This window comes from Actinokineospora auranticolor (genome assembly GCF_002934265.1).
GTDB classification, from domain to species: domain Bacteria; phylum Actinomycetota; class Actinomycetes; order Mycobacteriales; family Pseudonocardiaceae; genus Actinokineospora; species Actinokineospora auranticolor.
The window spans coordinates 39,611-61,411 of record NZ_PTIX01000037.1; the positions used below are offsets into that span (position 1 = coordinate 39,611).

Genomic DNA, 21,801 nt, shown 5'->3' on the forward strand with positions numbered 1-21,801 from the left:
CATCGGTCCTCGGGATGACCGTCGCCGTCCGCCCCCTAGGTGGTCCCTACCCCGGCCGGGGTGCGAAACGCCGCTGGGCGGCCACCGGAGACCGGTGACCGCCCAGCGGGTGGAAAGGCTTGCTCAGCAGGCGCCCTGGTCCTGCCAGACGGCCCAGGAGCCGGGCGCGCCGGGCTCCGCGCCGGTGGAGTACCAGGTGGACTTCCACTTGTGGCTGCCGTGGGAGACCAGGTCGTTGGGCACGTAGGCCTGCGACGAGCTCCACTCGGCCACGCTGCCGCAGCCGCCGGGCGGGTTGCCGCCGTTGACGGTCAGGGAGAACGTGGCGGTGTGGTTGGCCGAGCCGGACGCGGTGACGGTCACCGAGTACTGGCCCGCCGGGGTCGACGACGTGGTCGCGATGGTCAGCGTCGAGTTGCCGCCGGTGGTGACCGACGACGGGCTGAACGTCGCGGTGGCGCCGGTGGGCAGACCGGAGGCGGTCAGCGTCACCGTCTGCGCGGAGCCCGTAGTGGTCGTGGTGCCGACGGTGGTGCTAACCGAGCTGCCCGCGTCGGTGCTGCCGCTGGTCGGGTTCAGCGCCAGCGAGAAGTCGTTGGCGGGCGGCTGCCCACCGACGGTCAGGTTGTACGTGACGGTGTGGTTGGTGGCGGTACCGGTGCCCTTGATGACGATCGGGTAGGTACCGGCCGTCACGTTCGAACCGACCGCGATGTTCGCGGTGGAGGTGGCACCGGAGTTGACCGTCGCCGGGTTGAAGGTGACGGTGACGCCCGACGGCTGGCCGCTGGCGGTCAGCGCCACGCTCTGCGCGGTGCCCGAGGTGGTGCTGGTGCTGACGGTCGCGCTGGTCGACCCGCCCGCCTGCACGGTGCCCGAGGTCGGGTTGACCGCGATGCTGAACTCGTTGCCACCCTGCGGGGTGCAGGTCGGCTCACCGGACTGCTGCGCGACGGAGACGGCGTTCCACGCGGCCTTGGTGGCGTTGTACTGCGCGCACGTCGGGTCGAGGTTCTTGGCCGCGGTCAACGTGGCGGTGCGGTACCGGTTGTACGACATGCCGGAGGTCTTGAGCAGCATGGCGTTGTAGAACACGCGACCCGCGGCCTGGATGCCGATGCCGGTCACCGAGGAGTTGTTGCAGGTCGGGCTGGTCGGCTTGCCACCGCCCGGGTTCGAGCCCTCGGCCAGCAGGTAGAACCAGTGGTTCAGCGGACCGGCCGCCGCGTGCACCTCGGTGCTGGGGATGCGGCTGGAGTAGCAGTTCGGGTCGCCGTTGACCAGCGACGGGTTCGCCATGTTGCGGATCGGGCCCTGGCCGACCAGGTTCACCGACTCGCCCACGGTGTAGTCCGGGGTGTCGTACGGGGACGGCTCGTTGGTGTAGGCCTCGGTCAGCGCGCCGAAGATGTCACCGGTGCCCTCGCCGAGCCCGGCTTCCTGGCCCGCGCCACCCGGGGTGTACTGGTCGATCGCGTGGCCGTGCTCGTGGCCCACGACGTCCATCGAGCCGATCCACTGGTTGGCGTTGTTGTGGCCGATCTCGATGTGGTCACCGGTCCAGTACGCGTTGACCTGGTTCAGGCCGACCTGGACGGTGACGCCGCCACCGCTGCCGTTGATGCCGCTGCGGCCCAGCCAGTTCTTCAGCATGTCCCACTCGTGCTGGGTGGACCACAGCACGTCCACGCAGCCGGTCTCCTTGCTGGTGGCGTTGCCGTTGCCGAAGGAGTTGTTGGCCTTGGTGAACGGCTGCCCACCGGAGTAGTCCACGCACCGCACGCCGCTGCGGATCGGGTCGACGGTCTGGTTGTTGCTGGTGTCGATGTTCAGCGGGTTCGGGCCGTTCCACTGGCTCTGGCCCGTGCCCGCGCGCACGTCGTCCTTGGTGCCCTCGACCGCGCCGGTGCGCGCGTTGACGTACACGTGCAGGCGGGTGGGGACGCCGTCGGCCTTGTGGCCCGCCACGATGGTCTCGTAGACGAGCTTGCCGTTGCCGCCGGAGAGGACCGACAGCGCGTTGCCGTCGATCGAGTCCACCTTCGACACCTGGGCTCGGGCGACGCCCTCGGCCTTCTGGGCGGTGATCGTGGCCTTGGTGTCCACGGCGAGACCGCCGCGGTTGGCGGCGACCGTGTCCAGCACCTTGCCCGCCGAGTCGGTGGCGACGACCGCGTCGCCGCCGATGACCGGCAGGCCCTTGTAGGTGCGGTCGTAGGACACGTAGAACAGGTCCTTGCGACCGGGGACGCCGCCCTGGTAGGTGGTGCGGCGGACGAACTGCTCGTCCGGGCCCTTGGCCAGCGCGTCCAGACCGGACGCGGCGGCGAGGTCACCGGCCGAGTTGGCCAGTGCCAGCGGGGACGCCGCCGGGGCGGGGGCCGCCGGTGCCGGTTGGCTGGCCGACGCGGCGTTCATCACCACCGGCACGGACAGCGCCGCCAGGCAGGCGGCCAGGGGGACACCGATTCTGCGTTTCACGCGAACTCCTCAGGCATGCAGGGAATACCGAGAACTCGGGCGGGAATATAAGTTCGCGGAGAAATGGAAATCAAGCGCCCGAGTGGGCTCCCGGGGCATCCGGTGTGGGGTTAACAGTTGCCAGAACCCCTGGTGTGCTGCCGAATTGACCAGTTCGGACGGTAATGGGCCGGTGTGTGCCCGACTGGCTATAGCTTTCGCGGTATTGGCAGTTGGTATGTTTCCTTCGCGAATAACCGGAGGTCATCGAGAGATGATTTGCTGAGTGCTGGGGCACATTTTTATCGCTCTTTACCATGGCGTCCGGTTCGAGTTGTCCACATACCTCCGAGTTGTCCACAGATGTCGGATTGGCCTGGCGGCGTCCCGCCCGCCCGGGCCAGGCTGGGCGAGTCCGAGTTGTCCACCCGTGGAGGTGCGCGGTGTCGTTGCGGGACGCGAAAAAGGTCCTGGGAGTCCGATGTGGACTCCCAGGGCCGTGGTGGGGCGGGTCAGCCGATGCGGTACGCGCGGATCACCGTCTGGGTGACGGAGTTGCCCGCGTTGTCGGTGGCCCTCGCCCGCGGGGAAGCATGCCCGGTGGCGGGGTTGCGCACCGAGACCTCCCAGCCCGGGTCCGCGCGGCGGGTCTGGGTGGGCTGCCAGGTCGCGCCGTCGTCGTAGGACACCTCGACCGTGAGCGACCGCACCTGGGGCCGCGGGGCGTCGGCGCGACCGACGGTCACCGGGATGGTGAACCGCCCGGCCGGGGCGCTGTTCGTCAGGGACAGCGCCGGTCGGTAACCGACGGTGAGCAGCGGCGGCACCTCGTCGGGCCCGCCCCGGGGCGGGAAGCGGTACGTCCAGTCGACCGCGACCTTTGTGGACAGCTTCCACCAGTCCTGCTGCGGCGCGCGGTCGACGTCTGCCGTCAGGCGGTACGTGCTGTTGTCCGCCGGTGCCGCCAACTCCGCCACGCCCGGCTTGTCGACCTTGCCGAGCTGAACGCCGTCGCGGTAGAGGGCCGTCGTACCGGTCTCCATGTCGGCCCAGGTCTGCGCGCCGACCGCGTGCCCGGCGGCGTCGGTGAAGAACGGCACGTCCACCCGGAGCCGGTCACCGGTCCGCGAGACCCAGGGGCGCGGCTTGCCGAAGTCGTCGAGGGTCGTGCCGGTGAAACCGGGACCACGGACGCCCTTGCCCCATTCCACACGGTAGGTCCGGCCCCCCTTGAGGTCGAGCTGTTCGACCATGTCGCCCGCGAGGGCCGACCACACGTAGCCCCGCAGGGTCCACTTGCCGGGGGTGAAGTACTCCGTGCGCTCCGCCGCCCAGGGCGCGATGAGGCCCCGGTTGGTGCCGATCGTGGTGCCCAGGCCGTCGACTTCCGCGGCGGTGATGTACGGGGTGTTCTCCGTGCCGTCGTAGTGGATCGTGCGCACGGCGGCGAGGTCGCTCTGCCGCTCGCGGTGCTCCAGCCGCGCGGGCACGTAGCCCTCGGTGGGGTAGCTGAGCTCGTACCGGCTGGCGCTGACCTTCCGCGAGAGCAGACTCGTCTTCACCCCGCCCGCCTTGACGGCGGCGACGAACCGCCGCCCCGGCACGTCCCCCACCCGCAGGGTCGGCAGCGCGGCCAGCGGAGTCTCCGGGCTGAGCGCGGCGCCAGCGAGCGCGGCCCGCTCGGCGACGTAGGCGGCCACCAGCTTGCCGCCCGCGTTCTTGATGCCCTCGACCCGGCGGTAGACCTCCTCGTAGGTGATGCCGTCCGGGAGCTCGATCACCGCGAGCTTGCCCCGGACGTCGACCCGCGCCAGGTCCTCGGGAGTGCCCGCGCCCGCGTGCACCGCGTCGAGCCGCTCGTCGAGCTTGGGGTCCGGCGAGCCGCGCAGCCACGACGACACCACCTCGAACCGCTGCGGCGACTCGGCGAACAGCTCCAGCAGCGGCTCCTCCAGCCGCGCGTTCTCGGCGTAGCCGAACCAGGGTGCCCGGACCCCGGGGGTGGAGTAGGCGTAGAGCTCGTTGAACTGCGGGTCGAGGTACAGCGCCGCACTGACGGGGTACGGCAGGCCCTTGGTGGTCGTCTGCGCCAGCGACAACCACGCCCCGCCGCGCGCGGCGGGCTGGCCCACGTCGAAGGACACGCGCTTGCCCAGCCGCGCGTCGAACGCGACGCGGGCGGCACCGGTCACCCGGACGTCGGGGTTGGCGAAGCTCGCGACCACGGCCACCTTGTTCGGCGTCGGCGTCTGGACGTAGCCGCTCACGGTGTAGGTGCCGGGGGCCACCCGCAACGGCTGGCCCAGCGGGGACGAGATGGCCTCGCCGGTCTCGACGTTGACGGCCAGCACGCTGCCGTCGTCGGGGTTGGGGGTGGCGCCGTCGCGGTTCTTGACGTCGATCGCGAGGTCGTACCGCTCGGGCTCCTCTTGGACGCCGACCGGGGTGCGGAGGCTGACCGCGCCGTCGGCCGCGCGGGCGGTGAGGAGACCGTTGAAGGCGATACCGGCCTTGCCGGAGCCGCCGCGCGTGGTGATCACCGCGTCCGCCGCGCCGCGCGCGGGCACCGTGAGCGTCGGCGCGGACAGCTCCGCGAGCCTCGCCGGGGCCTGCTGGCCGGTCTTGTCGGTCAACGCCAAGGCGAGGTGGAGCGGCACGGGCGAGTCCGTGTCGTTGCGGTAGGCGACCTTGCGCTCCTGCGGTTGCGGGGTGGGCCACCGCAGGTAGGTCGAGACGGATGCCTGGTCGGTCCGCACCGGCTGCTTCGTGGCGCGGGCCAGGTCGACCAAGCCCGCGTCGACGGCGGTCGCCCCGGTGCCAGCGACCGGCGCGGCGGTGCCGACCAGCGCGCCCTTGAACCGGTCGCCGGACCAGTCCGGGTGCTGCTGGGCGACGATGGCCGCCGCGCCCGCGACGTGCGGGGTGGCCATCGACGTGCCGGACAGCGACGTGTAGCTGGTGTCGACCGGCGAGCCGATGGACGTGCCCGCGGCCCGGGCGGCGACGATGTCGGAGCCGGGCGCCGCGATCTCCGGCTTGGCGGCGCCATCACCTACGCGGGGGCCGCGACTGGAGAACTCCGAGAGCTTGCCGTCCTTGGTGAGGCCGGCGACGGCGAGCGCCGCGTCGGCGGAGGCGGGGCTGCTGACGGCCTCGTCGGAGCCGTAGTTGCCCGCGGCCACCACGAACAGGGTGCCGTAGCGGACGCTGAGCTCGTTGAGGGCCCGCGCGGCCGGGTCGGTGCCGTCGGTCGGCCAACTGCCGACGCTCATGTTCACCACGTCCGCGTGCGCCTCGGCGGCGGCCCACGCCATGCCCGCGCTCACGTCGTCGAGTTCGCCGGAGCCGTCGTCGCCGAGGACCTTGCCCACGGCCAGCGACGCGTCCGGCGCCACGCCCCGGTACCGGCCGCCCGAGGCCGCGCCGGACCCGGTGATGGTGGAGGCCACGTGCGTGCCGTGGCCGTGGCCGTCGCGGACCGAGCCACCGTCGGCACCGGAGAAGTCCCGGCTCCGCGTCACCGTGCCCGCGAGGTCGGGGTGCCGGTCGTCGTAGCCGGTGTCGAGCACGGCCACGGTCACGCCCTTGCCGGTGTACCCCGCCGCCCACGCCTCGGGCGCGCCGATCTGCGGCACGCTGCGGTCCAGCGAGGCGGTGACCCGGGCGTTGAGCCACACCTCGCGGGTGCTCGCGACCAACGCGGTGGGGGAGGGGGCGACACCCGCGAAGAACTCCTCCGCGCGGTTCTTGTGCTCGGCGACCGCGGTCAGGCCCAACTCGGGCAGGGCCCGGTCGACGGTCGACCCGGCGGGCGCCTCCGCGACGGCCCGGGCCGAGGCGCCGTCGGGGCGTTCGATGAGCAGCGGCAGCGAGTCGGTGGTGGCGTCGTCGTAGCCCTGGCGGATGAGTCCGGTGATGTTGAACAGCTGCTCGTCCAGCACACCGGCGCGGAGCAGGCCGAGGGCCTTGTCCGGCACGAGGTAGTGGTCGACGACGCCGCCCCGGCGCTTGCCGTAGGTCACGACGTGCTCGGCCGCGCCGGGGGCGCGGTCGGGGTCTTGGGCCAGCCCGAGCGACCACCGGCCCGTCGCGTCCCGGGCCGCCAGGACCCGGTCGCCGGTGACCAGGGTGACTTCGTGTCGTTGGGCGGCCGTCGCGTGGGCGGGTGCGGTGGCCGGGGCGGCCGGGGTGGCGGAGGCCCCGGTGGGGATCAGCACCGCCGTCACGACGGAGGTGGCCACGGCCGCGGGGATGACCCGCGAGGGTCTGTTCATGCGCGCTCCCGACGTGGAGTGGATCATGACGGTGTGTGAACGGCGGGCCGCGACGCGTCCGTTGTCCCCCAACGCCTTTTTGGGCGTTTTGATCCCTGATTGCGCCGAGTGGCTCACCGCTGTCGCGCGTCCGGCCGAGTGGCGCGGCGAAGCGTCGCGGCCGCGCCCTTCTCCGTGGCGGTAGGTGGTTCAAAGGGGACACTCACCGTGGTCCGCCGCGCGTGGACACTCGGGTCCGATGGCGTCCGTTTTCGCCCGTCCGGTGGTTGACCCGGGTGGGGGGTGGCTGCCGCGGGCTCGCGTCCGGAATATGGGAGGGGGAATAGTCCAAGTGGTGGGTCGTTGGGGGTGAGAGCAGGAGCCGGAGCGGAAGGGGCTGTCATGACCGTGGAGTTCGCGCAGGAGTGGCGGGAGTGGAAGGTCGGTCGCGAGCGTGAGTTGGCCGACCCGTTCGGGTGGCTGGCGCTGGTCTCGTTGGACTGGCTGGGGACCGAGCGCGCCGCGTACCCGGGCTTGCCCGGTTTGTGGTGGCAGGACGACGAAGCCGCCTACGTCGACCCCGACGGTGGCGAGTTGGTCTACGGGGGTAGGCCGCTGACCGGGGTGCACCGGTTCGAGTTGGTCAACAGCGGACCCGGGACGCGCGTCGTGGCGGGCGACGTCGAGGTGGAGGTGGCGCGGCGGTCCGGGTACCTCATCCGCGTACACGACCCCAAGGCCGACGCGGTGCGCGCCTTCCGCGGCGTGCCCACGTACGAGCCCGATCCGCGGTGGGTGCTGCGCGGCGCGTACGAGCCCTTCGACGAGCCTCGCCCCACCACCGTGGGCGCGGTCGTCGCCGGGTTGAGCCACGTCTACACCGCGCCCGGGGTCGTCCGCTTCACCAAGGACGGGGTCGAGCACGCGCTGACCGCCTTCAACGGCAAGAGGGGCGGCTTCAGCATCCTGTTCACCGACGAGACCAGCGGCGTCACCACCTACGGCGCCAACCGCTCGCTCGCGGTGGGGGACCCGGACGCCGATGGTGCCGTGGTGCTCGACTTCAACCGCGCGACGAACCTGCCGTGCGCGTTCACCGTCTACGCGACCTGCCCGCTGCCGCCCGCGGGCAACCACCTGCCGTTCGCCGTGGAGGCGGGGGAGAAGACGCCGCACGAGGCCCAGGAAGCCCGGTAGCGCCCGGCGATACCGCCCACCAGAGCCCGCCTGTCCGCCGCGACAGGCGGGCTCTTGTTGTCTGATGTCCGGTATTGCCGGTTACTTTCGTCTCCCGGCGTTGACGATTGCGAACAGAACGCGACGTGGCTAAACGCCCGGGTTTCCGGCCGGAACACAACCAGGGTCGACAAACTTCCCGGTGAAGCTACCTGTGTCAACCGCCCGCGCGCTGCGGCGTTGCGCGGCAACGGAGTCCCTAGTGGACTCTACTCGGGGTTTTCCCACGCGCCGTTCACATCGCCTGGTCGGCCGATACCACGGCGCCATCTCTTTTTCATGATTGTGCGCTGCCCGTGACCGGCCCCGAGGATGGCTGAAGCGCAGTGGGTGATCGGCGGCACACCTTCCCCCGTCCCGAGGAGCACGGATGCCATTCGACGGACCACGCGGCGAGGACTCCGGGCAACGACCCCGGCCGATCCGCTGTCGCGGGCCCCGGTGGCGCCCGCACCGCCGCCCCTGCCCACTCCCCGGCCCGCGGTGCGCGCCGGGCCGACACGGGCCCGGCGGCTGATCCCACCCGAGTCCGCCTCCAGGCAGGCGGCTCACAACCCTGAGGAGTGGAAAAGCCCGTGTTCAGAGGAAAACGCCGCGTCGCCGCGCTGGTCGGTGTCGCGGCGCTGTTGTTGGCCGGAGTCACCAACGCCGTCGGCGCCCCCGACGAGCAGTCCGGCGGCGGTCCGCGGTTCGGCGACTGGTCGAGCTGGCAGGGCGACAAGGCCGGGTCCCGGTACGCGGCGAGCGAACACCGCATCAACACCCGCACGGCGAGCAAGCTCAAGCTCAAGTGGGCTTTCGCCTACCCCAAGACCGGGTTCCCCGCGAAGAGCCAACCCGCGGTGGTCGACGGCGGGATCTTCTTCGGCAGCCCGGACGGCAAGTTCTACGCTCTCGACGCCAAGACCGGCGCCCAGAAGTGGAGCTTCGACCTGGCCACGGTCAACCGCGGCAGCGTCGTCATCGACGGCCCCGCCGTGGCCCGCGGCAAGGTGTACTTCGGCGACAACCAGGGTTTCGTCTACGCGTTGGAGCAGCGCACGGGCAAGGTCGTGTGGGCACGGGACACCGAGCCGCACGCGGCGGGCATGCACACCAGTTCCCCGGTCTACCACGACGGCCACATCTTCATCGGCGCGTCCAGCGGGGAGAACATCACCCCCGACCGCAACTACCCGTGCTGCACCTTCCGCGGCCACGTCGACTCCCTCGACGCCGAGACCGGCGAGCTGACGTGGCGGTACTACACGGTGCCGGAGCCCAAGAAGGTCGGCACCTGGCCCAGCGGCGCGGACAAGTTCGAGCCGTCGGGCGCCGGTGTGTGGAGCTCGCCGATCGTCGACGAGCGCTCCAACACCCTCTACGTCGGCGTCGGCCAGCTCTACTCGGGCACCGTCGGCGACTTCGACAGCCTGCTCGCGCTCAACACCCGCACCGGCGCGGTGCGGTGGAAGCAGCAGGTGACCAAGGCCGACACGTGGCGGCTGCTGTGCGGGTTCCCCGACAACGACGGGTACTGCCCCGGGCAGAAGGAGGGCACCGCGCTCGACTACGACATCGGCGCCACCCCGACGATGTTCACCGTCAAGGGCAAGCAGTACGTCGGCGTCGGCCAGAAGAGCGGCGTCTTCCACACCTTCGACGCCCGCACCGGTGAGGTCCTGTGGCGTCGCCAGCTGTCCAACCCGATGCCCGGCGGCGGTCTGTCCGGCATCCAGTGGGGCAGCAGCTTCGACGGCAAGAACCTCTACATGGCCACGAACATGGCCAACCCGGGCACGCTCTTCGCTCTGAACCCGGCCAACGGCGACGTCGTCTGGTCCACGCCGAGCCCGGCCGACGGCTGCACGAAGGGCGGCGCGGCGCAGTACCCGACCGTGTGCCAGCGCTCGCACACCCCGGCGGTCAGCACGAGTCCCGGGCTGGTCTACGAGGGCAGCGTCGACGGCAAGATGCGGGTCTACGACTCGAAGACCGGCGCCGTGCTGTGGGAGTTCGACACCATCCAGGACTTCCCCGGCGTCAACGGCCTGACCGGGCACGGCAGCGCGATCTCCGGCAACGGCGGCGCGGTGATCTCCGACGGCGTGCTCTACATCCAATCCGGCTACTGGCCGTCCTACCCGAGCGAGCACGGCAACGTGCTGCTGGCGTTCGGGCTCTAGGCGGCGCGGCAGTCGACACCGGCGACAACCGAGAGTTCCCGACACCGGGCTGCCACCCGGTGTCGGGAACAGCCAAGGAGTTTCCTGGTATGAGTTCACCGAATCAGCGGCGATTCGGCGGCGTGGTCCTGGTCTGCGCGCTGGCCGGCTCGCCGCTGCTCACCACCTCGGCCGCGGGCGCCCCAGGGCCCGCCTCCCCGGATTCGACCATCGTCGAGGTCACGGTCACCGAGGGCACCAACCTCGCCGTGACCACCTCCCCAGCCGACGGCACCATGGTGATGGACCTGCAGGGGCAGCTGTTCTCGCTGCCGCGCGCGGGTGGCAAGGCCACGGCGATCGGCGCCGACAACCTCGACCCGTACTGGCCCACCTTCGCCCCGGACGGCAGCCAGGTCGCGGTGCAGTCCTACGCCTACGGCAGCTTCGACATCGTCGCCATCTCCCCGGACGGCAAGACCACCCGGCAGATCACCAAGGGCGACGCCGACGACACCTACCCGACCTGGTCACCCGACAGCAAGCAGCTCGCCTTCACCTCCGACCGCGCGGGCGGCGAGGACATCTGGGTCGTCGACGCGGCCGGTGGCGAACCGCGCCAGGTCACCAAGGGCGCGGGCTCGGAAGAGCAACCCACGTGGGCGCCCGACGGCAAGAGCATCGCGTACGTGCAGGGCGCGACCGTCGAGAGCGTCGACCTGGCCACCGGTGCCGTGCGCACGCTCGTGCCCGGCGGGCAGGGCTTCACCTCCGCGCCGTCCTGGTCCCCCGACGGGAAACGCCTGGCGTTCCTGCGATCCGGCCAGGCGGGCCGCACGCTCTCCGTGCTCGAGGACGGGATCGTGCGGCAGGTCGGCAAGTACACCGACGTCTTCCCGTTCCCGCCGCGCTGGACCTCGCCCGACGAGGTCGTCTACGGCGCCAACGGCAAGATCGCGGCTACTACGGTGTCCACCGGTGTCGACCGGGCGATCCCGTTCACCGCGACCTTCACGCTGCGACGCGACAACTACCTGCGCAAGGAGCACGACTTCGACAGCCGCCGTCCGCAGCAGGTGCGCGGCATCGTCGGCCCGGCGCTGTCGCCGGACGGGAAGTCCGTGGTCTTCAAGGCCCTCAACGACCTGTGGCTGCAACCCGTCGCGGGCGGCGCGCCGAAACGGCTGACCGACGACCAGTTCTACGAGGTCGACCCGTCGTGGTCGCGGGACGGCAAGCAGATCTCCTACACCTCCGACAAGGCGGGCAGCCCGGACGTCTACGCGCTGGACGTGGCGAGCGGGCAGTCCCGCCAGCTGACCAAGGCACCCGGCGGCGAGGTCGCCTCGGCCTGGTCCCCGGACGGCCGCACCATCGCCTACCAGGACCAGAACGCCCAGACCTTCACCCTCGACGTGGCCACCGGCGCGGCGACCCGGGTGCTGGGACCGCTGAACGTGCCGGGCAGGCCGAGCTGGTCGGCCGACGGCAAGACGCTCGCGTTCACCTCGTCGGTCGCCGAGCGCAACCAGATCCTCCTGCTCGACGTGGCCTCGGGGACGACCCGGACCGTGGAGCCCGGCCCGTTCGGGTCCGTGTCCACGCGCGGCGACGACGGTCCGGTGTGGTCGCCGGACGGGCGGTGGCTGGCGTACTCGATGAACGGCGTGCTGTGGGTGCTGCCCGTCGACGCCAAGGGCGCGCCGACCGGTCCGCCCCAGCAGCTCACCACCGAGGCGAGTGACGCGCCGAGCTGGAGCGGTGACTCGAAAACGCTGCTATACTTGAACAACGGGCGCCTGCGCACGATCACCCTGGACGGTGGCAAACCCCGCGACATCGCGGTCAGGCTGACCTATGCCCAGGACAAGCCGGAGACCAAGCTGGTCATCCACGCGGGCCGGTTGTGGGACGGCGTGCGCGAGGAGCCGTACACCAACGTCGACATCCTCGTCGTCGGGAACCGGATCCAGCGCATCGAGCCGCACAAGGACAACCGCCCGCGTCCCGGGTGGACGTTCATCGACGCCAGCAAGCAGACGGTGACGCCCGGGCTGGTGGACATGCACAACCACCAGGAGATGAAGTCCAAGTTCATGGGCGACCGCCAGGGGCGGCTGCTGCTCTCCTACGGCATCACCACGACCCGCTCCACCGGCGACCCGGCCTACCGGGCGCTGGAGGACAAGGAGTCGCTGAAGGCGGGCAACCGGATCGGGCCGCGGTTCTTCGCGACCGGCGAGATGCTGGAGGGTTCGCGCGTCGGGTGGGAGTTCGCCCGGCCGGTGCGCGACGAGCAGCAGCTCGCCGTCGAGCAGACGCGCATCCGCGAGCTGGACTACGACCTGATCAAGACGTACCAGCGGTTCCGCGTCGACTGGCAGGCGAAGGCGGCCGCGTACGGCCACAAGCTGGGTATCCCGACCACCTCGCACTACCTGTACCCGGCGATCGGCCACGCGGTCGACATGAAGGAGCACCTGGCCGGTCCGACGAAGTGGGGCTTCGGGTTCGCCCGCGAGTCGTCCTTCGGCGGGACCTACGACGACGTCGTCCAGCTCGCCGCGCGCGGCCGGATGCCGTTCAGCAGCACGCTGTTCAGCGCGGGCTCGACGCTGGTCGACGACCAGCAGATCATGTCCGACCCGCGGGTCAGGGCGTTGATGACGCCGCAGGACCAGGCGTTCCTCAACCAGAAGCTGAAGTGCGCGCTCGGTCAGGGCCCGTGCGGGTTCCTGGACGGCAACGCGGCGCAGGCGCGCCGGGACGTCGGCCTGATCCGCAGGCTGATCGATGCGGGCGGCACGGTGCTGGCCGGGACGGACGCGCCGCTGGACATCATCGCGGTGAGCCTGCATCTGAACCTGCGGGCCATGGCCAAGTACGGCCTGACCCCGTACGAGGCGCTGCGCTCGGCGACGATCCTGCCCGCCCAGCAGTTGGGCGTGGAGGACGACCTGGGCAGCGTCACGCCGGGCAAGCTGGCCGACCTGGTGATCACCGGCGGTGACCCGACGAAGGACATCGCGGCACTGGCGGACGTCCGGTCCGTGATCAAGAACGGCCGCCCGTACACGGTGGCCGAGCTGGCCAAGCCCTTCGCGGGCTGAGCCCCACCGGCGGTGCCCGGCCCGGTCCCGGGGCCGGGCACCTCGCCGTGCGACGAGCGAGAGCCGGGAACGCCCCGCGCGTTCCCGGCCTCGCCCATCCGGCCCACGAGCCCCGAGTCCACTGCGGACCGGAAGTGGGGTGGTCTGGTCGCCCCGTCGTCAGGGGTTCTCGTAGTCGGTGGTCGCGTCGGCCGCCATCTGGGCGTCGCCCGCGCCGACCTGCACGTCGTCGTCCGGGTTGGCCTTGGGGCGGACGGGCACGAAGCGGACCTGGACCCGGATGACCCCGCCGCGGCCGCGGGTCACGACCAGGACCGGGCGCAGGGTCACCAGTCGCGAGTTACCCGCCGCTGCGCCGGAACCCACACCGGCCGAGCTTGCCGAGGCAGCCTGGGGAGCGGCTGCCGCGACGCCGGGAACGGCGAGGACGGCGAGTACTGAGAGGGCAGTCGCGGTGACAGTGGAGACGATGGTGGCCAGAACACGTGACATGACCGTCCCTTCGCATTGCTGCTGTGGAAGCTCTCGGGTGCTTCGCGGTTGCAGATAGGGGATGTTCCGGGTGCGACTTGGTGACGCGGCTCAGGCCCCGACCACCCGAACGAGAAGCCGCCCGCGCCGTGGGGCCGGGGATTACACCGTTCGTGCTCGAAGACGGGGATTGGTTCACTCACCCTTGCCGCGCGGGTCGGGGTGGGCTGGGACGCTACACAGGCAGTAACCACAGGTGGTGCCCATTTCGTGAATCTGATTCGCGTTAGCCGGGTGTTGGGCCCTGCGCGGCGGGCGAACGCAGTCGGGGCGGCCTGTGTGGGCGGTGAGGTGTGGTGGTCGACTCAGCCTGTGGGACGGGTGGTGTTGGTCGGACGAGGAGGAGGTCGACCTGTCTACAGTGGAGCCGCGTAGTGGATTCGGAACGCGGAGGTGTGGTGGGCATGGCTGAGGCGGTTATCGCGGTCACCGGGGCGGGCGGCGGGATCGGCGGGCGCGTGGCCCGTCGGCTGGCGGACGCGGGGGCGACCACGCGGCTGGTCTCGCGTCGGCCGGAGGCGCTGCCCGACCTGGCGGGTGCCACCGCCGTGCGCGGTACCGACTACACCGACGCCGCCGGGGTGGGCGCGGCCGTCGCGGGGGCCGGAGTGCTGTTCCTGGTGTCGGCGCGCGAGTCGGCGAACCGGGTGCGGGAGCACGCCACGGCCATCGACGCCGCCATCGAGGCGGGCGTCGGCCGGATCGTCTACCTGTCGTTCCTCGGCGCGGCCGCGGACTGCACCTTCACCTTCGGCCGCGACCACTGGCACACCGAGCAGTACCTGCGCGCCACGGGCGTCCCCTTCGTGGCGCTGCGCGACAGCACCTACGCCTCCGGCCTCCCCGCCATGACCGGCACCGACGGCGTCCTGCGCGGCCCGGCGGGCGACGGGCGCGTCAGCGCCGTGACCCCCGACGACATCGCCGCCGTCGCCACCGCCGTCCTCCTCGACCCGTCCCACGACGGCCAGGTCCTCGACGTCACCGGCCCCGAGGCCATCACCCTCGCCGAGGCGGCCGCCACCCTGACCGAGTTCACCGGCCGACCCGTCACCTACCACGCCGAGACCGAGACCGAGGCGTACGAGTCCCGCTCGGTCTACGGCGCCCCGGACCACGAGGTGGCCGGCTGGGTGACCTCCTACCTGGCGATCGCTACCGGCGAGCTGAGCGTCGTCGCCGACACCGTCCCCCGGTTGACCGGCCACCCGGCCCAGTCCTTCCCGGACTTCCTCCGCGCCAACCCGGACAGCTACGCCCACCTCCTCCCCGGCGCCTGACCCCGGCTTGTCGGGCTCGACCGGGCTTCCGGGCGATCTCGCCGCAGACGTTCGCGCACCCCAACGACCAGGTCGGAGCCGATCCGACCTGGTCGTTGGGGTGCCTTTACCGCTGACCGGGGTGCTCCTCGCCGGGTTGCGCGCTGTTTCGTGAAACTTTGCGGGATGTGACAACACCCCCCGCCGGATGTGAAGCGCTTTCGTCATCCGTCACGAGGACCTGCCGGCCCGCGGGCCGGCAGGGTTTCCCACGCCAGGGCACCGAGGGGCGGACCTGGCGGCAGAGAGGGGAACCGTTCATGAGATCAGCCTCAACGCGCGCTGTCGCGGCCATCGCGGTCGTGTCGGCGTCGGCGGTCGCCGCGGTGGCACTCGCGGGGGCCGGACAGGCGCAGGTCAACCCGCCGCAGGCGTACGGGATCACCGCCAACGGCAAGCAACTGCTCACCTTCCGGGTCGACCGGCCGCAGGTCGTGGACTGGTTCCGCAACGTCACCGGCCTGGTCGGCAACGACAAGTCCCTGATCGGCCTGGACTTCCGGGTGCAGGACGGCAAGCTCTACGGCGTCGGCAACGCGGGTGGGATCTACACCATCTCCATCCCGGGCGCGGTGCTCACCAAGGTGTCGCAGCTGACCGTCGCTTGCAGGGCAACGCTTTCGGCGTCGACTTCAACCCCGCCGCCAACCGGCTGCGGATCGTCGGCGACACCGGCCAGAACCTCCGGCACAACATCGACGACGGCACCACGGTCGCCGATCCCGCGCTCAACACACCGCCCGCGACCGACGCCACCGCGGGCGTGACGGCGGCCGCGTACACCAACAACGACCTCGACCCCGACACCGCGACCACGCTGTTCGACCTCAACACCGCCACCGACCAGGTCGTCGTCCAGTCGCCCGCCAACAGCGGGCAGCTCGCGCCTACCGGCGGCCTCGGCGTGGACGCGGGCAACGCGGGGCTCGACATCTACAGCGACCTCGTGGACGGCAAGCCGCGCAAGCAAACCGCCTACGCGGTGTTCACGCCGTCCGGGGGGATCAGCGCCTTCTACACCATCAACTTGCTCACCGGTGCGGCGAGCAAGGTCGGCAAGTTCCCGGACCCGCTGGTCGTCGGGGATGTGAGCGTCGCGCTCGACACCGCGGGCTGAGCCCACGCGGCGGCCGACCCCCGAAGCGCCGCCGTCCCGCGAACCGGCGTCCGCGGTCGTCCGACCGCCGACGAGGGTGGGCCCGCCCCGTGGTGGGGACCCCCGGGCGGGCCCACCCGGAACCGTTGGAGCAAGGGGGAATGGCAGCGATGGGGCCGAACGTCCCGGATCGGGGGGAAACGGTTCACCGCGGGCGTGATCGCCCCTACGCTGCCCCGTGGTACCGCGCGGGCGCGTCCCGCGCGGGCGACAACCGCATACGGGGGATGGCATGGCCGACCTTTTCGCCCTGTGGCGAAAGAAGATCGATGTCAACAGCAAGCTGGCGGTCGAGGCGTACCAGCGCGAGATCCCGGACTTCCGCAGGTTGGCGAACAACCCGAGCGCGCACGCGGGCATGGTGGACTTCGCCGCCTTCCTGCGCCGCCGCTCGATCGGGCTGATCGCCGAGAGCAGCCCGTTCACCTCGGCGGACCTGGGCATGCTCACCGCGGTGGGCCACGAGCGCGGCGCCAAGGGGGTTTCCCTGGCCTCGCAGCGGCAGGTCCTGTTGCTGCACACCTCGCTGATGATGCGCGAGGTGCACGAACTGGCGCGGCCGCAGGACGGGGACGCCGTCATGCGCGCGCTGCGCTGGCTGCCGGAGCTCGCCGCGACGTCCCATGTGGCGTACACTTCGGGATATCTGGGCGGTTTGGCGAACGCGCTCCCGGTCATCGACCGAGTACGGCTGTTGGTGGACGCCTTGCTCGTGGACGATCCGCTGGCCGTGGACATGGGCAGGCAACTGCAGCTGGCGGTGCCGCGCGACGGCGTGGTGATCGTGGCGCGGGTGCGGGGCGACATCGACCCGCCGCGGGCGACGCTGACCAAGGACCTGCTCGCCCAGCACTGGATCCCGTGTTCCTGGACGGCACCGGACGAGTTCGTCGCCCTCGTGGGCGCGACCGCCCGGGACACCGCCGAGGAACGCGCGGCCCAGGTCGCGTCGGACTTCCGCACGGCCGTCGGGTTGCCGTGCGGGGTGGGCGCGGCTCCAGGACGTATCGGTGACCTGGCCTCGGCCGTCGCGCAAGCGCGGCAGGTGAGCCGGGTGGCTCCCGTGCGCCCGAACGGCGCCACCGCCTTCTACCGCGCGGACCTGTTCGCCGAGCTCGGCGCGGTGCGGGTCCCGGCGGTCGACCGGTGGCTGCGCGACCTCGTCGCGCAGCTGGCCAAGGGGCCGGAGCTGGTGACCACACTGGACGCCTTCTACCGCAACGACCTGTCCCGCCTACGCACGGCGGCGGCGCTGCACGTGCACCCGAGGACCCTCGACTACCGCCTGCAACGCGCCCGCGAGCTGACCGGGCTGGACCCGGTGTCGGTGCGGGGCGTGCGGGTGCTGAGCACCGCGGTGGCCCGCGCGCTGGCCGCGCCCCCGGAGTAGCGGATGGACGACCTGTACACGCGGCTGGGCAACCGGGTCCCGGTCAACGCGCGGTTGGTGGTGGACATCTGCGTCGGCGAGCTGCCGGAGTACGCCGCCACCGTCACGGGCGACCGCGACCGGGCGGCGATGCTGGACTTCGCCGTGTTCATCCGCCGCCGGACCATCGAGTTGGCCACCGCCGACGAGCGACTGGGTCCGGACGACCTGGCCGTGGTCGGCGAGATCGGGCGGGAGCGCGGCGAGAAGGGCATGCCCAACGCGATCCTGCCCCGGGTGCTCGCGCTGCACGCCGCCGCCACCTTCCGCGAGATCCAGGAGGCGTCGGGTCCGCGCGACCTCACCGACACGCTGCACCTGCTGTCGTGGCTGGGCGAACAGGCCACCGCGGCGCAGAACGCGTACTCGCTGGGGTTCCTCAACGGGCAGCAGCGGCACCTGCCGGTCGGCGGGCGCGTGCGGCGGTACGTGGAGATGGCGGTGGCGGGCGACCCGGCCGCGCCGGGCTACGGCGAGCAGATCGGCGTGCCCGCCACGGTCCGCGCCCGCGTCGTGGTCGCCCGGCCGACCGGTGCCGGGCCGCGGGCCGACGAGGTCCTCGACGGCGCCTGGCGCAGGCACCGGGTCCCCGCGACCTGGCTGCCGCAGGGCGAACTCGTCGCGCTGCTGCCGGAGGAGCAGGACGCGGAGCCGCTCGTCGACGACCTGACCGCCGCGCTGGGTCCGGTGGCGCTGGGCACCGCCACCGGACCGGCGGGCGCGCTGCCGGAGACGTTCGCCCTGGCGCGGCGGATCAGCCGGGTCGCGCGCGCCGACCTGGCGCCCGGGCACCTGCACACGCTCGCGGACCTGCTGCTGGAGGTGGCCGCCGCCGAACTGCCCGAGCTGGACCGGTGGCTGGCCCTGATCGCGGGGAAGCTGGGCACCGGGCCCGACCTGCTCGACACCCTCGACGTCTACTACCAGGCCGACCTCAACCGCGCCGAGGCCGCCAAGGCGCTGCACATCCACCCCCGCACCCTCGACTACCGGCTGCGCCGCATCCGCGACCTGACCGGCCTGGACCCGCAGTCCACGCACGGCATCCGGGTGCTCAGCACGGTCATCACCCGGGCCCGCCGGTAGCACGATCGGGTGGACTCGGGTGGAGTTCGGGTGTTTGGCTCCACCACCGGCCGCCCCGGTCGAAGGGGGCCACGTGAGTGTCGCCATCGGAGGTACCTGGGGACGGCTGCCGGGCGGTGTGGAAGCGACCGCTCGGCTGGCGGCGTTGCACGAGTACGGTGTGCTCGACGCGCCCGCCGACGACGAGCTGACCGCCGTCGTCCGCACCGCGGCCGCGGTCGCAGGCGTGCCCACGGCGTCGCTCAACCTGCTCGACGAGCACCGCCAGTGCCAGCTCACCACCGTCGGGTTCGACGGCGCCGACTCGCCCCGCCGGGACTCGATGTGCGACGTCGTGGTCGCCGAGCGCCGCGTCGTGCACGTCGGCGACGCCCGCCAGGACGCGCGGTTCGCGGACAACCCGTGGGTCACCGGGGTGCTGGCCGACGTCCGCCTCTACGTCTCCGTACCGCTGATCACCCCCGAGGGGCACGTGCTGGGCACGCTCTGCGTGTTCGACTCCGAGCCCGGCGAGCTCAGCGCCGCCCAGCTGGCGACCCTGCAGGACCTGGCCGGGGTCGTGCTGGCGCTGTTCGAGCGCCGCCGCCAGGCCAGGCAGAACGCCGAGCTGGCCGCCGAGGCGCTGCGGCAGCGCAAGCTCGCCGAGGCCTACGCCCGGGAGCTGCGGGTGCGGCAGGAGTTCATCGAGGCGGTCAACGAGGCGATCGAGATCGCCATCGTCGCCTGCGACGAGAACGGGCACCTCACCCTGTTCAACCGCGCCGCCCGCGAGTGGCACGGCCTCGAGCCCGACACCAGCCTCGACCCGGTCCAGTGGTCGCGGCAGTACGGCCTCTACGCCGCCGACGGCGTCACCCCGCTCGCCCAGGACCAGGTGCCGCTGTTCCGGGCGCTGAACGAGGGCCACGTGGAGAACGTCGAGATGGTCATCCGCGGCGACGAGCACCACCCCGCCATGCGCGTGCTGTGCACCGGCCGGGCCATGCGCGCCGCCGACGGCACCCTGCTGGGCGCCGTGGTCGCGATGTCCGATGTGACCGCCGAGCGGACCCAGCGCCGGGCGCTGGCCGAGCGCGAGCAGCTGCTCACCACGATCCTGGAGACCGCGCCCGACGCCTTCGTCGTCACCGACTCGGCGGGCGCGATCACCGCGTGGAACCCGGCCGCGGAGTCCATGTTCGGCTGGACCGAGGCCCAGGCGTACGGCCGCACCCTCGGCGAGCTGATCATCCCCGGGCACGTCGCCGACGCGCGCCTGCGCGACCTGACCAGGCGCGCGGCCACCGGCGAGCCCCGGCGGGCGGGCGAGCACGTGCAGGTGCCCGCGCACCGGCGCGACGGTACCGAGCTGCTGGTCGAGCTGAGCCTGGCCGAGTTCACCTGGCGCGGCGAGAAGCGCTTCCACGCGTTCCTGCGCGACGTCACCGAGCGCGAGGCCGCCCGCGAGCGGCTGGCGCTGGCCAACAGCGAGCTGGCCGCGGCCAACGACGAGCTGGACCGGTTCACCGCGATCGTCGCGCACGACCTGAAGAGCCCGCTGACCGCCATCGTCGGCTACGCGGACGTCCTCGCCGAGACCGTCGGCGCGGGCGCCGAGGGGATCGAGGTCAAGGCGGTCGGCGCGATCACCCGCGCCGCGTCCCGCATGGGCACCATGATCGACGACCTGCTGGCCTACGCCCACGCCTGCCACGAGCCGCTGCGCCTCGAACCGGTCGACCTCGGCGCGGTCGTCGACGACCTGGCCGGGGAGGCCCGCGCCGGGGCGGCGGGCGAGGTCGTGATCACCCACGACCCGCTGCCCGTCCCGTCGGCCCACCCGACCCTGCTGCGGCTGGTGCTGGCCAACCTGGTCGGCAACGCGGTCAAGTACGTCGCGCCGGGCGTGACCCCGCGCGTGCACGTCGGCGCCGAGTGGGCGGACGGGGAGGTCACGATCCGGGTCACCGACAACGGCATCGGCATCGACCCCAACTCCCGTGAGCGCGTGTTCGCCATGTTCCACCGCGAGCGCACGCCGGAGAGCTACCAGGGCACCGGCATCGGCCTGAGCACCTGCCGCCGCGTCGTCGAACGGCACGGCGGCCGCATCTGGATCGAGCCCGGCCGCCGGGCGGGGACCAGCATCTGCTTCACCCTGCCCTGCGAGACCGCCCCCGGCCTGGCCCGGCGCACCGCCTCCTGACCCGACGCGCTCCCCGGGTGGTTTCGCCGACTAGGCGTGCCGACCGCGGGCGGGCGGGTCACCCTTGGTTGGATGAGGCGCGGGGTGGTGCGGGCAACGCGAAAATGTATCGTTAGCTGCGCTAAGGGGCGGTTGAGCAGGCAGCGGCCCGCCACCTGGCCTTTGGAGGCGCCATGAACACCCTGCTCACCACCGTGCTTGACCGGTCCCCGGGCTGGGACGCGGTGCGGGCGCGGGGCGAGGTCGACCTGGGCACCGTGCCCGTGCTGCGGGACGCGCTGCTCTCCGCACTGGACGTGGACCCGTCACCCGGCCTGCTGGTGGTCGATTTGACCGGCGTGTCCTTTATGGGGTCGGTGGGGCTCACGGTGCTGGTGGAGGCGGGGGAGCGGGCGACGTCGCTCGAGCGGGACCTGATCGTGGTGGCCACCCCGGGCGGAGTCGTGCGGCGGGCGATCGAGATCACCGGACTGGACCAAGCCCTCGCCATCGCCGACGACGTCGACCAAGCCACGGCCGGTCGCTGACCCGCGCGCACGGCGGCTCGGGCGCCAGGCAGGCCGCGTCGGCGATCGGCCGTGGCGGACGTCGGGATGCTCGGGGCGTGGTGGTCGAGGTGCGTCTGTCGGCACGCAACGACGGGATCGGTCTTGACCGGCTCATGAACGGCGGGTCCGCGGAGTTGGCGCCTTTGTTCGGCGGCTTCGGCTTGGTTGGCGGTTCATGGGCGACGAATGGTGTTGATCAAGGCGCGCCTCCGGCCCAATGCCACTAACTTAAGCAAGGAGCTGCTATTATTTTCGGGTGGCTCGCGTGGTGCAGGTTCGTGGTGGTGTCGTTGATTCGTCGGCTGTTCGGTTGACCGATCGGATCTCGTTGGGTGTGTTGGCGG

At 71.9% G+C, this 21,801-nt stretch carries 12 protein-coding genes and 1 pseudogene; 10 read left to right on the forward strand and 3 right to left on the reverse strand.

The window, feature by feature from the left end:
• Positions 1–123 precede the first annotated feature (123 nt).
• A complete protein-coding gene (locus tag CLV40_RS34980) occupies positions 124–2,481 on the reverse strand; it encodes a M4 family metallopeptidase (RefSeq protein ID WP_219824199.1) in 2,358 nt (785 codons plus the stop codon).
• A 491-nt stretch (positions 2,482–2,972) separates the two neighbouring features.
• Positions 2,973–6,734, reverse strand: a complete 3,762-nt coding sequence (locus CLV40_RS34985) for a S8 family serine peptidase (RefSeq protein ID WP_181043936.1) — start codon at positions 6,732–6,734, stop codon at positions 2,973–2,975.
• Between the two features lie 381 nt (positions 6,735–7,115).
• On the opposite strand from CLV40_RS34985, the gene CLV40_RS34995 reads away from it, so the two are divergent.
• The 3 genes from CLV40_RS34995 to CLV40_RS35005 all read left to right on the forward strand — a co-directional run bounded on the left by CLV40_RS34995 (position 7,116) and on the right by CLV40_RS35005 (position 13,203).
• Positions 7,116–7,910 (forward strand): DUF1684 domain-containing protein, encoded by a 795-nt coding sequence (locus CLV40_RS34995; RefSeq protein ID WP_104483324.1) that lies wholly within the window; start codon positions 7,116–7,118, stop codon positions 7,908–7,910.
• Between the two features lie 614 nt (positions 7,911–8,524).
• A complete protein-coding gene (locus CLV40_RS35000; protein ID WP_104483325.1) occupies positions 8,525–10,114 on the forward strand; it encodes an outer membrane protein assembly factor BamB family protein in 1,590 nt (529 codons plus the stop codon).
• Positions 10,115–10,203: 89 nt separating this feature from the next.
• Positions 10,204–13,203 (forward strand): amidohydrolase family protein, encoded by a 3,000-nt coding sequence (locus CLV40_RS35005; protein WP_104483326.1) that lies wholly within the window; start codon positions 10,204–10,206, stop codon positions 13,201–13,203.
• 159 nt (positions 13,204–13,362) lie between these two features.
• On the opposite strand, the gene CLV40_RS38615 is transcribed toward CLV40_RS35005, so the two are convergent.
• Complete coding sequence (locus tag CLV40_RS38615; RefSeq protein ID WP_181043937.1) at positions 13,363–13,533, reverse strand: hypothetical protein; 171 nt, start codon at positions 13,531–13,533, stop codon at positions 13,363–13,365.
• Between the two features lie 605 nt (positions 13,534–14,138).
• Here CLV40_RS38615 and CLV40_RS35010 point away from each other — a divergent pair.
• The 7 genes and pseudogenes from CLV40_RS35010 (at position 14,139) to CLV40_RS35035 (ending at position 21,436) form a co-directional block, all read left to right on the forward strand.
• Positions 14,139–15,014, forward strand: a complete 876-nt coding sequence (locus CLV40_RS35010; RefSeq protein WP_104483335.1) for an NAD(P)H-binding protein — start codon at positions 14,139–14,141, stop codon at positions 15,012–15,014.
• 299 nt (positions 15,015–15,313) lie between these two features.
• Positions 15,314–15,565 (forward strand): annotated as a pseudogene (locus CLV40_RS40475) (DUF4394 domain-containing protein); the annotation flags it as partial.
• Between the two features lie 92 nt (positions 15,566–15,657).
• On the forward strand, positions 15,658–16,170 hold the full coding sequence (locus CLV40_RS40480) for a DUF4394 domain-containing protein (RefSeq protein WP_281261702.1): 513 nt from the start codon (positions 15,658–15,660) through the stop codon (positions 16,168–16,170).
• Positions 16,171–16,441: 271 nt separating this feature from the next.
• Positions 16,442–17,599, forward strand: a complete 1,158-nt coding sequence (locus CLV40_RS35020; protein ID WP_104483327.1) for a PucR family transcriptional regulator — start codon at positions 16,442–16,444, stop codon at positions 17,597–17,599.
• Between the two features lie 3 nt (positions 17,600–17,602).
• Complete coding sequence (locus CLV40_RS35025) at positions 17,603–18,724, forward strand: PucR family transcriptional regulator (RefSeq protein ID WP_104483328.1); 1,122 nt, start codon at positions 17,603–17,605, stop codon at positions 18,722–18,724.
• Between the two features lie 73 nt (positions 18,725–18,797).
• Positions 18,798–20,909, forward strand: coding sequence for a PAS domain S-box protein (locus CLV40_RS35030; RefSeq protein ID WP_146108391.1), 2,112 nt, complete (start codon positions 18,798–18,800; stop codon positions 20,907–20,909).
• 173 nt (positions 20,910–21,082) lie between these two features.
• A complete protein-coding gene (locus CLV40_RS35035; protein WP_104483330.1) occupies positions 21,083–21,436 on the forward strand; it encodes an STAS domain-containing protein in 354 nt (117 codons plus the stop codon).
• The last annotated feature ends 365 nt before the right edge of the window (positions 21,437–21,801 follow it).